At 31.6% G+C, this 15488-nt stretch carries 14 protein-coding genes; 5 read left to right on the top strand and 9 right to left on the bottom strand.

Annotated features, from left to right (window positions below; all coding sequences use genetic code 11):
- The 4 genes from B2694_RS17830 to B2694_RS17045 form a co-directional block, all read right to left on the bottom strand.
- The coding region (locus B2694_RS17830; protein WP_414632739.1) for a DnaB-like helicase N-terminal domain-containing protein at positions 1 to 140 on the bottom strand (140 nt) is incomplete at its 3' end.
- A gap of 13 nt (positions 141 to 153) precedes the next feature.
- Positions 154 to 1011 carry a conserved phage C-terminal domain-containing protein gene (locus tag B2694_RS17055; RefSeq protein WP_346886770.1) on the bottom strand — a complete coding sequence of 286 codons (858 nt, stop codon included), beginning with the start codon at positions 1009 to 1011 and terminating at the stop codon, positions 154 to 156.
- Between the two features lie 157 nt (positions 1012 to 1168).
- On the bottom strand, positions 1169 to 1342 hold the full coding sequence (locus B2694_RS17050) for a hypothetical protein (protein ID WP_346886769.1): 174 nt from the start codon (positions 1340 to 1342) through the stop codon (positions 1169 to 1171).
- Between the two features lie 289 nt (positions 1343 to 1631).
- On the bottom strand, positions 1632 to 1844 hold the full coding sequence (locus B2694_RS17045; protein WP_346847129.1) for a hypothetical protein: 213 nt from the start codon (positions 1842 to 1844) through the stop codon (positions 1632 to 1634).
- Between the two features lie 303 nt (positions 1845 to 2147).
- Between B2694_RS17045 and B2694_RS17040 the strand changes: the two genes are divergently transcribed.
- Positions 2148 to 2573, top strand: a complete 426-nt coding sequence (locus B2694_RS17040; RefSeq protein ID WP_346886768.1) for a hypothetical protein — start codon at positions 2148 to 2150, stop codon at positions 2571 to 2573.
- Between the two features lie 99 nt (positions 2574 to 2672).
- Positions 2673 to 9974: a hypothetical protein gene (locus B2694_RS17035; protein ID WP_346886767.1), complete on the top strand. Its 7302-nt coding sequence runs from the start codon at positions 2673 to 2675 to the stop codon at positions 9972 to 9974.
- 95 nt (positions 9975 to 10069) lie between these two features.
- Here the strand turns inward: B2694_RS17035 and B2694_RS17030 are convergent, their stop codons facing one another.
- Positions 10070 to 10468 carry a DUF4489 domain-containing protein gene (locus tag B2694_RS17030; protein WP_346886766.1) on the bottom strand — a complete coding sequence of 133 codons (399 nt, stop codon included), beginning with the start codon at positions 10466 to 10468 and terminating at the stop codon, positions 10070 to 10072.
- 269 nt (positions 10469 to 10737) lie between these two features.
- On the opposite strand from B2694_RS17030, the gene B2694_RS17025 reads away from it, so the two are divergent.
- Positions 10738 to 10962, top strand: coding sequence for a DUF1659 domain-containing protein (locus B2694_RS17025; RefSeq protein ID WP_035131025.1), 225 nt, complete (start codon positions 10738 to 10740; stop codon positions 10960 to 10962).
- 58 nt (positions 10963 to 11020) lie between these two features.
- Positions 11021 to 11239, top strand: coding sequence for a DUF2922 domain-containing protein (locus B2694_RS17020; protein ID WP_346886765.1), 219 nt, complete (start codon positions 11021 to 11023; stop codon positions 11237 to 11239).
- A gap of 68 nt (positions 11240 to 11307) precedes the next feature.
- Here B2694_RS17020 and B2694_RS17015 read toward each other — a convergent pair whose 3' ends face one another.
- Positions 11308 to 12246 (bottom strand): hypothetical protein, encoded by a 939-nt coding sequence (locus B2694_RS17015; protein WP_346886764.1) that lies wholly within the window; start codon positions 12244 to 12246, stop codon positions 11308 to 11310.
- 78 nt (positions 12247 to 12324) lie between these two features.
- Positions 12325 to 12954 (bottom strand): hypothetical protein, encoded by a 630-nt coding sequence (locus tag B2694_RS17010; RefSeq protein ID WP_346886763.1) that lies wholly within the window; start codon positions 12952 to 12954, stop codon positions 12325 to 12327.
- A gap of 208 nt (positions 12955 to 13162) precedes the next feature.
- On the opposite strand from B2694_RS17010, the gene B2694_RS17005 reads away from it, so the two are divergent.
- Positions 13163 to 13720 (top strand): DUF4230 domain-containing protein, encoded by a 558-nt coding sequence (locus tag B2694_RS17005; protein WP_346886762.1) that lies wholly within the window; start codon positions 13163 to 13165, stop codon positions 13718 to 13720.
- Between the two features lie 120 nt (positions 13721 to 13840).
- Here the strand turns inward: B2694_RS17005 and B2694_RS17000 are convergent, their stop codons facing one another.
- Both B2694_RS17000 and B2694_RS16995 read right to left on the bottom strand, forming a co-directional pair.
- Positions 13841 to 15073: a DUF2812 domain-containing protein gene (locus B2694_RS17000; RefSeq protein WP_346886761.1), complete on the bottom strand. Its 1233-nt coding sequence runs from the start codon at positions 15071 to 15073 to the stop codon at positions 13841 to 13843.
- The gene (locus tag B2694_RS16995) at positions 15070 to 15399 is read right to left on the bottom strand and encodes a PadR family transcriptional regulator (RefSeq protein WP_346886760.1); all 330 of its coding nucleotides are present in this window, start codon (positions 15397 to 15399) and stop codon (positions 15070 to 15072) included. Before B2694_RS16995 ends, B2694_RS17000 begins: the two co-directional genes overlap by 4 nt.
- Between the last annotated feature and the right edge of the window lie 89 nt (positions 15400 to 15488).

Below are 15488 nucleotides of genomic sequence, written 5' to 3'. Positions count from 1 at the left end.
ATTGACTTCATATAGTTAGTCTTATGATTTCCATAATAAAAATCTTCTAAGTTTAAAATATCCTCCACTTCATAAATTTTATCCTTATCGTTAATTAGTACCCCAAGGACTACCTGCTCTGCTTCTAGACTATGTGGCATCACCATATCCATGCTACATGTCCTCCTTCAAAACTATATTCTTTAACTTTTCCTTTAACTCAGCTTTATTTCTTTCATCACTAAGGACCATATTTCCCCTCTTAAATTTCCCGTCACTTTCCTTTTCTGGTTTTCTTTCCTGATTTAGATAGGTCTCAAATTTATTGCCAAAGAGAGTAGTAGGAACTAAATATTGCTGAAACTTGGTGCCTGTCCATTTATATTTCATATTATCAATAACGGTTTTAAAATCCTCTATGGTAAAGCCTTCACTAAGCCTTGCTTTAATAAGCCTAATAGTTATCTTTGTTGAGCTTCTAAAGTTTTTTCCTGTTTTTAAATTCAGATATTCTATTATTTCAAAGGCACTTTTCTTAAGAAGAATATTTTTATTTATTTTAGTAGATGAATCTTTAGTAGAGGGATTATTTGTTGTAGATTTAAATCCACACCCTTTAGATTCTTCATCCATACCCTTAGCTTCTTCACCCATATCTTTAGCTCCTTCACAGATACCCCTAGAGTTTTCCTCCTCTGCTCCTTCTCTAGTTGTAAGCTCCTTATAATTTTCACCTATGCCAAAAAAGGAGTATGTTCCCTTTTCCCTCACCACCAAATGAGTAAGCATTCCCGCATCCCTTAATTTAAAAAATCTAGATTGAACTGTACATTTCTTCATTCTAAAAATAGGAAACTCTCTTAAAACTGCATCATAACGAAGCCAATAATAAATATGTCCCTCTACCTCCCTTGTGTTCATTCCATTACTTTCTTTAAAATCAATGAAATACCTAAGAATACTTGCATCAATAATATCTAGTCCAAATTTTATTAATTTATCCTGCCTAAAACCCATAATTGTATGTTTCATAATCTTCTCTCTCCTATCCTTATTTAAATAAGTATCTCTATATACTAAATAAGCAATTTAGACGAAAAGTGGAAAATTATTTTTAAAAATAAAAAATAGACAACCTGGGGTCAGACCCAAGTTGTCCAAAAACTTTTTAATTTAGTTGTATAAATTACTATTTCTTATTCTTCATAATAAAAATAAAAGCAACTAATAAAACTATACATATAGCAATGAAAATAAAGATTGTATTTTCACTAATATTTTTTTGTCCATTTATCATAAACATCATAATCATTAAAATAATTAATATTATGATGTTAAATAAAAATATAATTTTACCTTTCATAGATCTTCTCCTCTTATGAGACATTTTTAGTCCAAAGTTTTCACAGAATTTATTTTAATATAAATCCTTAAACTATCTAAAATTCTACCTAGGAAACTAGATAGCTAGAAAACTATATACCTATAGAAATATATAAATATGAATATAGGAATATAGAAAAATAGTTAAATAGTTAAATAGTAATATAGTTAACTATTTGTTGTGTTCATGGGGGTTTCAAGACTTTCTCTAATAAGCACTGTATGTTAATTACTAATTATAATACTTTCTTAAACTTTGCTAAAATAACTTACTGAGTTTTACTTTTACAATACCCCATATCTTTCAAAAGTAATGTAATAAAATATATGGCAAGCAATAAATAAGCTAAATTAAAAGCAACATATAGGTTTCTATTTTCAATAATTTTACTAATAGGTTGATGTAATATAGCTATAACTAAAATGAAAATATTCCTACTTAATTGAATTCCTTTGGATTTCTTTCTCCTTATATCTTTCATACTTAATTCTCCTCAACTCACTATTATCAATTATTTTTCCCTTTAATATCAAAATTTAAACCTTCAATATTGTTTAAGACAATCTCTTGGTTTGCATATGTGCTAAATTTATTATAATGCATTTAATGTTTTACATTCCATAAAAATACATGAAAGTATGATTTTATTGCATAAGATTACAATTTTATATATTGAAATCCCAGTAAATATTATCCAAAAACTTTTTAAAACCCTTATCTCTAGTGAATTTTCTTAATAAAAGCATATATAGTTAGTGTTAAATAATTTATAAGGAGGTTTCTCATGAAAAAAGAAAATAAAATTAATGATTCCATAGATGAATTTAATTCTGAAGAAAATTTGGAAGAATTTAATGGCATCTGTGAGGCCATCACTGGTATTCCCATATCATCCTTTAATTTTGAAAAAGATACTCCCTCTAGGGAGAATTTATCCACAGCTAATCTAACTTCTCTACCACCTTCTGTTGATAGTTTTGTTGATAATCGCAAGGTTAAAACTGAAGCTCCTGGAATAACTCCACCCATAGATGGTGAATTCTTTGATACTCAGAGATGTTATAAAATAAGAAATTCCACTGCTAGAATGCTAAATGAAATTAAAGCTGTTCATCCCAATGTTAATGTTTATATGAATACCATCGTTGATGCAGCAATTAGAAATTACTATGACTTTATTTTCAATAGAGATGGAATTAATACTTTATAGTAATATTTAACAACTATAAAATAACTTTTAAGGTACTTATACTACTGCTAAAGAATATACTATACTATGATTTTTATAAAAACCTAAGGAAGTGATTTTATGGCACTAGACCCCAACGATTTTAATCTAAGCATATCTCCTGACCCAATAAGGGCGGTTATTGGCATGACTAGCGATGTAAATCTATCATTTTCAAATACAAGTTTAACAGAGAGAGGATATAATCTGTCAGTAGTTTTAACCTTACCTGATGGTGTTTCTTATGCTGGTGGACTTATACCGCCAACTTCAACTACAGAGGGTGCAAACGGAACCATTATACTTACATGGAAAAATATAAAAGATTTAGAATCCAATGAAATTGGATACAATCTAGGAATTACTTTAAAGTCTGATGAATTTTTTAGAGATAGTGGGCTGACTGTTCCTTTTGATGTACCATTAGTAAGTGTTGATCTTGAGGGTACATTAGATACCTTACCTAGAGGTAATGATGATCCAGGAAATGTTCAAATAACTAAGTCTGATTCTGCTAATTTTATACCTCTTAGATATAATATTGCAAAAACTGCTCCAAGTAAAATTCCAAAAGGAGCCGGACTTTTAAGCCCTATTACTCCACCGATTTGGCCCTATCAATACACTTTAACAATTATGAATAATAGCCTAATTCCTTCTACTATTACCTTAATTGACAATTTTCCAAATGGAGTAAGGTATCTTGGAAATCTTTCAGTAACTGGCCCAGATAGTGTAGAACTTTCTACTCCTAATATAATTACTCCTTCAGTAGGTCCCTTGTGTCAAGATTTTGTAACTATTGACTGGGGAACTGTGACATTGTCACCTAATAGCATAAATACAATTATATTTGACGCTGCTATTTGGGATAATTATACAACAAATTGTATTGAAAATAGTGGAGATAGAATCCCACATATGACACCTCTTCAAAATGTATCAACGTTGAATGGAGCTTCTGGACCAGTTCAAGGTATAGTTGTAACTAATGCTATGGATGCCACTATTAATAAAGGTGTGTCATCCTCTTCTACAGATGTTGGACAAATAAACAACTATACTTTAACCTATAGAATAAACCAATATGATGATGTAGATGATGTTGTTATAACCGATGTTATAGGTAACGGCCAAACCTATAATATAGGCTCTGCATCTTTATTACCTGTTAACCCTAACCCACCAATAAATCCTAACGGCACCACTACCTTAACTTGGAATCTTGGTCTACTGACTACAGGTACAACTGGTACCATTACCTTTAGTACTACAACAAGCAATAATTATTACCTAGGAGGCCCTGTAAGTGCTGGTGATTCACTAAATAATAATGTTACAATTACAGGTACAAATGATACTACTATAACACCTACCCCTGATAACTCTAGTACGCGTATAAGTATAGGTTTACCTAGTATTTCAAAAGAAATAGTTAATTACTTCTATAAAGATGGTAGTTTAAAAACAAGCAACGTAGTTGCTCCTGGAGATGGTGTGGAATTTGTAATCACCTATAGCTCTTTAGGTCTTATAGCTCCACAACTAGGTATTGAAATAGATGAATATGCTCCACTAAATATGGGACCCCTAACTGATACTCTACCTGTAACTTACGGTGGAACTCTTGGTACCTCTTTTACACCAATCACTGTGTCTCCAAACGGTCTAAGATGGGCTTTGGGTACAGTACCTGGAAATAGTTTTTGGACTGCTAATTTTATTATTCCTGTTGCAGATGTAGATTTTGTAGGTATAAATAATAACCTTGCTAAGCTTGGAGGTATGGACACACAAGGTTTTGGTTACAGTAGTCGAGATCAAGTTGAAGTCACCTTCGGTCAGCCAAATATAACCTTTGCAAAAACAGTGACAGGACCTGATGTAAATGCTATAAAAGCTGGTGAAACCTATACCTATTCAATTACAATTTCTAATCCTCAAAACCAAGAGGGTAATGTGACTGACGCCTTTGAAATGGATTTAACAGATGTAATCCCTACTGGCCTTAGCTATACAGGAACTTATAGTGTCATTGGTACAGGTACCTATTCAACGCCAGCCTTTGTAGGTCAAAATATATCTATGACTATTCTTAAACTTGCTCCTGATGAAAGTTTAACATTTACCTATGATGTACTAATTACATCCCTTGTTGTTAGTGGTCAAAGTTATATCAATAATGCAGAACTTCAAAGGCCTTATTCACAGCCAGATAGGTCATATAAATTTCCTGGAGATCCTTTTACCGCCTCAACTACTTTGATAGCTTTAGGAATCACCATGACCAAACTTATATCGCCAATATCCTCCAAGATAGGTGACTTAGTAACTTATCTACTTCAAGTTACAGTTCCTCTTGGAACTACTGCGTATAATATACAGGTAACAGATAAATTTCCTGTGACTACTCAAACCTACGAAGGAAATGCAACTAAGGATGGTGTATCTATTTTCCCAGTTGTTGTAGGAGATACAGTAACCTTTCCAATGATTCCCTTTGTTGATGCATCCACTGAAGCAGTCACAATAGTTTATGCTTTTAATATAAGAGTTGTAAGTGGTACTCACGTCCCACCTTTTATTGAAAATCAAATTAATAATGCCACTGTAAATTGGGATCTTGATAATGTAGGTACTCCAGCTGTTCCATTTAATACTTCTGCTACCCTTCAGGTAAGAACACCTAATCTTATAGGTAGCAAACAACAAAGAAATGTTTCAACTGGAAGTAATTTTACATCTGGAAATTTAATCTATAGTATCGGAGACATCATCCAGTACAGAATCACCTTAACTAACACTGGAGCTGAATCAGCCTTTAATACTGCTTTAACTGATATCATAAATCCACTATTATCCTTTAATTCAGGATCAATTTCTACAACTAATGGCTCAGCTTCTAATATAGGAAATACTATCACTTGGGAGATCCCAATTATTCCATCAGGTGCTAGTGCTACACTCACATTCACTGTAACTACATTAACTGGAATAGGATCTGATGGTAGAATTCCAAACAGTTCTGCATTTATATATAACTCAAACAATAATGGATTTGAAGTAACCTATGGACCTATAAATACAAACACTGTACAACTTGTAGCCCCTGCTGTAACTATATTGAAAACCTCATCCCTTACTGAAGGGGAAATAGGAGATGATATTACCTATACTATTACCTATACGGTACCTAATGGAACTATAGCCTATAGTCCTATTTTGACGGATATCCTTCCCATAGGGCAAACTTATATTGGTCCAGCCACAAGGCAAGATACTGGAGGTCCAGTATTACCAGTAATACCAACTGTAGTAGGTCTTAATATTACTTTCCCAACGGATCCCGATATAGATGCAACTTCTGGAACACGAATACTAACTTATACTTTTGTAGCAAGAATAACAAGTGCTACCCATAGTATTCCTTTTCAAGAAATTCAAACAAATAGATCCAATATTAATTGGCGTCGAACTCCAATTGGTCAAAGTGTAAATAGATCATCTAATATAAACATTACTGTAAAAACTCCTAACATCACTATATTAAAGGAACAAAGAAATGTAAGTACTGGTGGAAGCTATACAACTTCCAATATCTCAGCCTATCCAACAGATATTATTTATTATAGACTTACAATAACATCTAATGGTGCTTCTCCTGCTTATAATGTTAATCTAGATGATGTATTAAGTAACAAAATAACTTTTATTGGAACTATATCTGGACCTACAATAGGTACAGTTACCCCACCTGGACCATCTTTGAATTGGAATATTCCTGAATTAGCTAATGGCTCCATTGCAATCTATGAATTTCAAGTAGATGTAAATAGCGGAATTGGTGCTGGTGATAGTATATCTAATACTGCAACCTCCACCTACGACTCTAATGATGTAAATCCAATAACTTATAATGAGAATTCTAATACAGTTACTCTAGATACACCTTTAATTTCTTTCTTTAAAACAGCTAATACTAGCGTAGCTACTATAGGAAGTATAATAAACTATACTCTAACGGTAACAATTCCAAGTGAAGTTGCCGTATACAATCTATCATTTAGAGATATTATCCCTATTGAACAAAATTATGTTCCAGGAACATTTAGTGGAACACCATTACCATTGGGTACACTAATTGCTTCCCCAAATGAACTACTTTATACAGATTCTGAGGCTTCAAGGTTAGGACCTATGACATTAATATATACTTTTGATACTGTGGTAATAAGCGGTGTAACAGTTCCACCTTATACTCAAATCCAATCAAATACAGCGGATCTTCACTGGGAAATTACACCATTAGGAGCAGTTGCATCAGTATCTGATACTTACGATGTAGAAATACGAACACCTCATATCAATGCATTAAAGGAACAGCGATTGATACCAGATGGTAGCTTTACAACATCTCCACTTTTAAATATATCTACTTCTGATGTTGTTGAATATAGGATAACTCTTACAAATGATGGAACATCCCCTGCGTATAATGTAGTTACCACAGATATTCTAGATTCTTCTCTAACTTATCTTAGTTTAACAAGTGTAACTGCAGGAGTGATAATACCTACTCCAGGACCAGGTGGTACAATTAATTGGATAATTAATCCCGGTACAATTTCTCCAGGCGAATCTGAAATACTTGTATTCCAGGTTGATGTAAACTCAGGACCTGCACCTGGTACTTCTGTAACTAATCATTCTTCAACACTATATGATACTCTTGATACAAATCCTACAACTTTAGGACCTGCATTATCTAATAAAGTAGCATTTAATTATAATGATCCTGAAATTATAAAAACTGTAGATAAAAATGCTTTATTCGTTGGAGATGTTGTAAATTACACTGTAGAAGTTACAATTCCTTTGGGAAATGTAGCATATAATGTTCAGCTTATAGATATACTTCCTCCAGAGCAGTCTTATAACCCTGGAACTTTAGTAGTTGATAATGTTATAACTTTACCATTATCAACAAATCCATTAGTAACACCTATAATACCAGTTGTTGATGCTACTTTAGCTCCAATAACAATAGTATACACATTTGATGCAACCATAAATAATATAACTGTGACTCCACAGCAGCTTCAGATTAATACCGCCACAGTAACCTGGGACTTAGACCCTGGTGGATTAAATCCTGGAACTCCGCAGAACAGTGAGTCTACAGTCTATGTTACCAATAGCAATCTTATTCTAGAAAAAACTCAGAGTAATGATATAGGAGGTCCCTTTGTTTCAACTCCTATTCAAACCTCTGTAGGAGATTTGATTTACTATAAATTATCTATTACAAATCCTGGGATAACAGAAATTTTTCATGTAAATGTTAATGATACTTTTTCTCCATTACTACAAATTGTTAATATCACTCATTCTGTTGGTGCTAAACTTATAGATGATAATAATTTTATATGGATGATAAACTCTATTGCACCTTTAACCACCGTATATGCTATAGTATGGGCTTTAGTTTTACCTGGAGGAGGTTCCAGTAGTACAATACCTAATGCCTTTACAGCAACCTTTGATGCAGTAAGTTCAACACCACATATTGAGTATGGTCCAATAACTTCAAATACTGTGTTAGCTGAACTACCTTCACTACAGTTTAATAAATTAGCTTCTAGCATAGATGTTCAACTTGGAGATGTTATAACTTACACCTTAAGGGTGACTATCCCAAATGGAACTATAGCTTATAATTTAATAGTGTCTGATACTCTACCCCCTGGACAAAACTACACGAACAACGCATCTATAGGTGGAACTCCTGTAGAAGCTACTCAAGTAGGTCAGACTGTAACTTTTCCAACCCAATCAATTATTGATGCCACAGCTGGTGAAGTTACTCTTAACTTTACCTTTGATGCAAGGGTGGTAACAGGCAATAATTTACCTCCATATACAGAAATACAAACCAATAACGCTACTGGAAATTATTCAATAAATCCACAAGGTGACCCTGGCAATCCTTTATCAGATAGTTTGGATATTAATGTAAATAGGCCATATATAGATGTAATAAAAAGTCATAGTAATTGTACAGAAGATACTTGTTTTATTATTGAACCATTATCAGTTAATGTTGGAGATATAATAAGATATAAACTTGCTGTAACTAACTCTGGAGCTTCTCCTGCTTATAATGTAGTTATAACAGATATACTTGATCCTTTTAATGGTTTCACTATTATTGAATTTATTACAGCTGGTATTGCGTCTTATGATAACCTAACTCGTACAGTTACATGGGTTATCGATTCTATACCTGTCGGAGAAACTTTTACTATGATTTTCGATATCGAAGTACTTGAAGGAGTAGGTGCTGGTGGTAATACTACGAACTTTGCAACCTATACCTATAATAGTAATACAACAACTCCAATAGAGTTTGGTCCTATAGATACAAATGAAGTTCAACTAAATTACCCTAATTTACAGCTTACAAAGAATGCCAATATAACTAATACAGTAATAGGAAAAGTTATAACTTATACTATTACCCTTACAATTCCTAATGGAACCTTAGCTTATAATGTTCAACTTTCAGATATAATTCCAGTTGGACAACAATATAATAATAATGCTACATTAAACGACTCCCCTATAATTATAGAATCTAGAATGGGCCATTTAATTAACTTCCCAGTTATTCCATTTGTAGATGCTACCAATGGTGAAGTTGTTTACGTATATACCTTCGAAACCATAGTTGTTTCTGCCAATGTTAACCCTATAACATTAATTGATAGCCAAATTAATGAAAGTTATGTAAATTGGTTTATAGATCCACAAACTGCTGCTGAACCTGTGAATTCTTCAGCTACTGTAAATGTTACAAATAGTTTCATGGAAATTACTAAACTTCAGAGAAATGTATCTCAACAAGGTAGTTTTACGGATACCCCTATAAATGGTTATGTAGGTCAAACCTTAGAATATAGTTTAACTGTTACAAATACCGGTCCTAACCCTATATATGATGTAATTGTTTCTGATTCACTGTCAAATAATCTTGGCTTTGTGTCAGAAGTATCTGTTCCAATAGGAACCCTAACTCATAGTGGTGAACCAGTTGGCGGTTTTATTCTTTGGTCTTTTAATCCATTGAATCCAGGTGAATCTTTTACCGTTGTATTTTCTGTAAAAGTTGCAACACAACCTACAGAACCAGTTATCGACTTAGCAAGTGGATATTTTACAGTAACCTCTGGTAGTAGTGATTATTTTGAAACCTTAAATTCAAACCAGGTAGAATTTAATCCATTTTTACCCTTTATAAAAATTACAAGCTATTCATGTGGGACTATATATACAACATGTAATGAGGACATTATTTGTAAAAAGATTAATAAAAATAATTATTAATCTTATAAGCATTTAAGCTAAAGTACTAAATATTACTTCTTTTTCAAATAAAAAAGGTTAGTTCAAATTAAATTTAAGAACTAACCTTTTATCTTTTATGCAAATACAGTGGCTTCTACTGTATAGATACATGATTTATTTTCAACCATTTCATAATCATATACGGAAAATGTATATATACTTTTATTGCTTCCCGTAATTACATAATACTGCTGAGATCCTATTGGTATCTTTTGAAACTCATTGCTACAGGTTCTAAATACTTGAAACCCAACATTTATAAATGGAGTACCCTCTGGCTTATCTACATTTAATATAAAATCTAATTTTATTTTTGTATTACACAAGCATGTTGGATCAACAGTGATTGCAGCAACTGTCGTTGGTGTACATATAATTCCTTCTTCTACCGGTAGTTTAATAAATTCCGATATCTGATTTCCTTTTTTTAAAATCGTCCCACAGGCGTAACAATCTCGCATATTTGAACTCATAATTAATTCCCCTTCTATTTAGATTACATTAACAATTTGTTAATACAACATAACCCTCCTACTTTATATTATATGTTCGTTATTTATAATTGATATAGAATTAATAAATATATGAATACCATTGTGGATGCAGCAATTAGAAATTACTATGGCTTTATTTTCAATAAGGATGGAATTAATAGTTTATAATTATTCATCATTTATACTTTCCACTTATTTTTCAATGTGCATATATAATCATTGAAACCACTGATAAGGAGGTGAATTTAATGGCAGTAGATAAAGTTTTAAACACTACTTCTTTTCATATTGAAGTTGAAAACGGAACTGATAAGACTGGAGCTACAATTTATAAGAAAAAAACTTTTTCTGGAGTAAAACCTAGTGTTGATCCACAAAATGTTTTTGATGTAGCTGAAGCTATTAAGGATGTTTTAAGTGCTTCTACTAGAGATAGTTACTTAAATGAAACTTCAAAATTAGTTAATGCTTAATAGTATTAACCGCGAGTATTAACTGTGGCTTATCCTAGAGAAAGGAGGAAATTAAACTATGGAATATTCATTATTAATGACTTTTATTAATGCCAGTGGAGATAAAGTTAATTTATCAATTTCAGGGGTTAAGCAAGATATCACTGAACCTCAGGTATCAACTCTTATGGATACCATAATTGCTAAGGATGTTTTTCTTAGTAAGGGAGGCTCTCTAGCTTCTAAATACGGAGCACAGCTTACCCAAAGACAAACTACTAAGTTCAGTATTGCCTAAAATAACAAAAATAACGGGGTCAGACCTGAGGAATTTTTTTCCTCGGGGTCTGACCCCATTACAAATATTTACACTTCTTCAATAAGAGATTTCATATTCTCTTTTATTGAAGATACTTCATTTTCTACAGTAGTTAGCTTTGCTCTAAGGGATTTTATTATGTCCTCTACATTATAAACAACGTTGCATACACTTTTTAAAGAATCACTGATTTTTGATTGAACAATCCAATCAGATATTAATCCATCAAAAAAGTAATCTGCAAAGGTTTCAAAAGAACCAATATTTATATCTATATCCATTGCTAAATCCACATCTGCTAATTCATTTTGAAATTTCATCAGTGCAATTTTTGTATTCTGTGCATACTCTTTAGCTTTATCAATTTCAGAGTGTTTAGCTGCTGTAGCTAAAAGACCTCCACCTAGTATATCCCAGGTTCCCCATCCATCAGCACTTTCAAGAGAATCTACTACAAATTGAAGTTCATTTCTAGCAGCATCACCAGCAGCTATTGCTTCCTGTAACTCTTTCTTCTGAGCTTCAATAGAAGGAATCTTGTCCATAATTTCAAGTAACTTTTTAGAGTTCTCATTATTTAAACCTAATATAAACCCTTCTTTTTTCTTTAATACTGCTTCATATTCAGCGTCTGCATCAAGTAAATTGTTAAATGACACTTTATAGGATTCAAGATCCTTTTCTAACATAAGAACTGAGTGGCAACATTCATCATACTTTAACTTTGCGGCAAGGAACTCTTGTCTCTCTTTATCAAGCTGCTGATCCTTACTTCCAAGTATAGAATAAAATATGTTAGTAATACTTAAAGATTCAAGCTTTTTTACATCCTTATCCTCATCTTTAAGAGCTTTTTCAAGTTCTATCTTTCTATTTACTTCTTTTTCAAGAGTTTCTTCCGTATGCCTAATCATACCCTCAAACTTCTCTTTTCTCCACACTTTTTCCTTAGCAGCTATAAGTTCTTCATTAATATACTCAAACATACTAAACTTCCTTTCTTTTTTAAGGGAGGTTATACCCCCAATTTTGTCATGGGGTATGACCCCCTGGATATTTTATACTTATTTCAAAGGATATACTAAATTCAAGTTTAATTTTTTCAATTCCTTATAATAATAATAGTTATGCTCAGCACCAACTGTACATAAAATTCTTTTATCACTATTTTTCTCTATGACTTTTCTAATACGTTCTACCATTATTTGATTTCTAGCTATCCAATTTACATTATAAACTATAGGGTCTATTGTATTTAACCATTCTTGCTTTTGCATTATTAATGCATCTAATTCAAATGAATTAAGTGGCAATATGCTTTTCTTTCCAACTTCCCATATTTTTTCATATTTTTTATCTAACTCTTTAATAATGGCTTCTTTTTCAGTTTCACTATAGCTTTGTAGATAATCAAAATCAACCAAATCATCTTCAAACCAATCTACTGGTTGAAATTCAATTCCTTCACTCTTACAGTAAGGTATAATCAATCTTCTATATTCACTTGGTCCAAGATACCCTGAATATGTATTATCATCACAATATTGGGACCAATCCTCTGGTCGTACTTCCCCACATATAATATCAGGTTTAAATCCCACTATTGCTTCTTTTATCATTTCTAATGTGTATCCCTTTTCCTGTCTAAAATCATCATCTCCATGAATTGTACCTAAAATACCTATAACTCCCATGCCTTTTCCCCCCTATTTTGTACTATCCCAAATTTTGTAACGGAGTCTGTCCCCCTGGATAATATTTTACTTTATACCATTATATCTCATTACAATCATAATATATACTCCCATAGCATAAACATTAAAAAGATAATTTTGCGGGGTGATTATTTTGAAAAAATCCAAGATTAAAAAGTTCTTTTCCTTTTTTAAGAAGATCAAGATTATGATTTTTGTAATAGCTATAATTGTTGCTTGTTTATTTATAAATTCTTTAACTACTAAAAATAACTTGGAGAAAAAGAGTGATTTTGTATCTGAAAAACTTATATCCATATCCGAGCTGGCTACTTCTCGTTATGATTACTCTAATGTGATTTCTGTGAAGAATAGCTTAAGTTTTAAGGATATTACTATTCCTTTTACCGAAAAATCCTTTGTAATTAAATATAATGGCTATATTACTGCTGGATTAGATTTTAGTGCTGCTACTTTTTCTATAGATAAAAATATACTTACCATAACTATTCCACCTTGTTCTATCCTTACTCATAATGTAAATGAAGATGAGGTTTTTATATTTGATGAAAAGAACTCCATATTTAATAAATTAACTATGGATGATATGTTAAGTGAAATTGTAGCAGAAAAATCTAAGACTGAAGAAAGGGTAATCAAAGATGGCTTCCTTGATAAGGTTACTGTGGACACTATAGACCTTCTTAAAAACATTTTCTTGAATTGCGGTTTTGATGAAGTGAAAGTTAAGATTGCAGCATCTTAATTCATATAATATAAAAATGCTATGTTTTTTCAACATAGCATTGTGACCTTATAAAATTATTAGTTTAGACTTAATATGTTCATTGAGATGGAACGCAATGAAGTAATTCACCTTATAATACTAGTATTCCCTCCCTTTAGCTCTAACATAGAATGAAATTATTTTTGAATAAGGGAAATAAAATAAGAATAATATAGACACAAGAAATAATACTATGAAAATCATATATGGTAAAACTTCTATTGTCCTTGAAATATCACTAATTAAAAGAATAAATACTTTTATAATGCTATAAGAAATAATAGCTATAGTAGTTAGGTAAAATGCTGAATACGTTAAAACCATTTTCTTAGCATTAGAAACTTGTTCCTCCCTATTTGAATATATATTAGGTCTTTCGTCTGTGTATTCTTTACTCCATAGACTCCATTTAACTGGTAATGTTCCAACAGTATATGCAAGTTCCCATTGATCCAGTTTAAATATTTCATAATATGCAGCTGTAGGGTTATTTTGAAAATCTAATATATATCTAATTTTTCTAGGAGCTCCCTTAGTAAAATAAAATTTCATATTCCCTTTTTTAACTTTATAAAGATTAAAGCCTTTTGCTTCCATATCTTCTAACCATTTTTCTAATTTATCTGGTTCTAAAAAACTAGGGCATCTTTTCTCTATTAACTTCCTATGTTCTTGTAGGGAACCTTCCTTTTCAGATACATATTCCCCATCAAATTTAACATAATCAGAGCCTAATTCCTCTTTTATCTGCCATTCATTCTTCCTTAATCTATATAGTGGATATATGAAAAGAGCTATAATACCTAGTGCTTTTACAACATTTAAAATATCTAACAAAGTAAAATAAGAAGTTTCTATATGTTGTATTTTCTCAGGAGATACTTCTTTTATGAAGGTGATATCTCCAATACCTAAAAAATAAAAAATTATCATTGGAATCAAAAATATTAGGAAAATGCCAATGTTTACAGCAAGATAAATTGGAATTAATGATAAAAGAATTTGAGCTATTTTAAATCTGCTTAGTAAAGGCTCTCGAGATGGCTCAGCTTTTATATCTTCTAGATTCTTTTCATTTGCTAAGAAAAACCATCTACCTTTTCTACAAGCTTTGTACCATCCATTTTTTATTAAAGAAGGTTGTAACTCTGTAACCCCCCTTTTCTCAAAGGAAATTCTATAGTTAATATTGCTTTCTTCTCCCTTTTCAAAGATAAATAGTCTTAGAAGAAGGTTAACATCTTTCAAAATATAACCCTCTAAAGCTTTTTTACTTAACCAGTTTTCTATATTTTTAATATTTAAGCTCCAAAATGGTTTAAAAATTCTCATGAAAAATCCCCCTCATATTTTATTGCATTATCATGTAATTCTTTAATCCTCTCTATCTCTGCTTTTATTAATCTCTTTCCCAGTTCTGTAATTTCATATATTGTTTTCCTATTTTCATCAGAGTAAATTGATATAATTTGACTTTTTTCCATTTTACCTAATGTTCCATAAACTGTACCAGAACCTAACTTTATTCTTCCATCAGTAATTTTATCTACATGTTGTATTATTCCATAACCATGTCTTGGTTCTGTAAGTGAAAGAAGAATATAGAAAGCTGTTTCTGTCATAGGCATGAATGCTTTTAAAATTTTATCCTCACTCATTAAAATACCTTCTTTCTAGTATTACTACATTTTTATATGTCACGGTGTGATATATCATATTAAAACTATATCACGTTGCGACATATAAG

This window comes from Clostridium sp. UBA4395, from assembly GCF_002390995.1.
GTDB classification, from domain to species: Bacteria; Bacillota; Clostridia; order Clostridiales; family Clostridiaceae; genus Clostridium_J; species Clostridium_J sulfidigenes.
This window is presented reverse-complemented; position numbering and strand designations above follow the sequence as displayed.

What these genes read in the sequence shown, in the direction of transcription:
- B2694_RS17055 (WP_346886770.1), bottom strand. Translation starts at nt 1,011, where the DNA reads ATGAAACATACAATTATGGGTTTTAGGCAGGATAAATTAATAAAATTT.
- B2694_RS17050 (WP_346886769.1), bottom strand. Translation starts at nt 1,342, where the DNA reads ATGAAAGGTAAAATTATATTTTTATTTAACATCATAATATTAATTATT.
- B2694_RS17045 (WP_346847129.1), bottom strand. Translation starts at nt 1,844, where the DNA reads ATGAAAGATATAAGGAGAAAGAAATCCAAAGGAATTCAATTAAGTAGG.
- B2694_RS17040 (WP_346886768.1), top strand. Translation starts at nt 2,148, where the DNA reads ATGAAAAAAGAAAATAAAATTAATGATTCCATAGATGAATTTAATTCT.
- B2694_RS17035 (WP_346886767.1), top strand. Translation starts at nt 2,673, where the DNA reads ATGGCACTAGACCCCAACGATTTTAATCTAAGCATATCTCCTGACCCA.
- B2694_RS17030 (WP_346886766.1), bottom strand. Translation starts at nt 10,468, where the DNA reads ATGAGTTCAAATATGCGAGATTGTTACGCCTGTGGGACGATTTTAAAA.
- B2694_RS17025 (WP_035131025.1), top strand. Translation starts at nt 10,738, where the DNA reads ATGGCAGTAGATAAAGTTTTAAACACTACTTCTTTTCATATTGAAGTT.
- B2694_RS17020 (WP_346886765.1), top strand. Translation starts at nt 11,021, where the DNA reads ATGGAATATTCATTATTAATGACTTTTATTAATGCCAGTGGAGATAAA.
- B2694_RS17015 (WP_346886764.1), bottom strand. Translation starts at nt 12,246, where the DNA reads ATGTTTGAGTATATTAATGAAGAACTTATAGCTGCTAAGGAAAAAGTG.
- B2694_RS17010 (WP_346886763.1), bottom strand. Translation starts at nt 12,954, where the DNA reads ATGGGAGTTATAGGTATTTTAGGTACAATTCATGGAGATGATGATTTT.
- B2694_RS17005 (WP_346886762.1), top strand. Translation starts at nt 13,163, where the DNA reads ATGATTTTTGTAATAGCTATAATTGTTGCTTGTTTATTTATAAATTCT.
- B2694_RS17000 (WP_346886761.1), bottom strand. Translation starts at nt 15,073, where the DNA reads ATGAGAATTTTTAAACCATTTTGGAGCTTAAATATTAAAAATATAGAA.
- B2694_RS16995 (WP_346886760.1), bottom strand. Translation starts at nt 15,399, where the DNA reads ATGAGTGAGGATAAAATTTTAAAAGCATTCATGCCTATGACAGAAACA.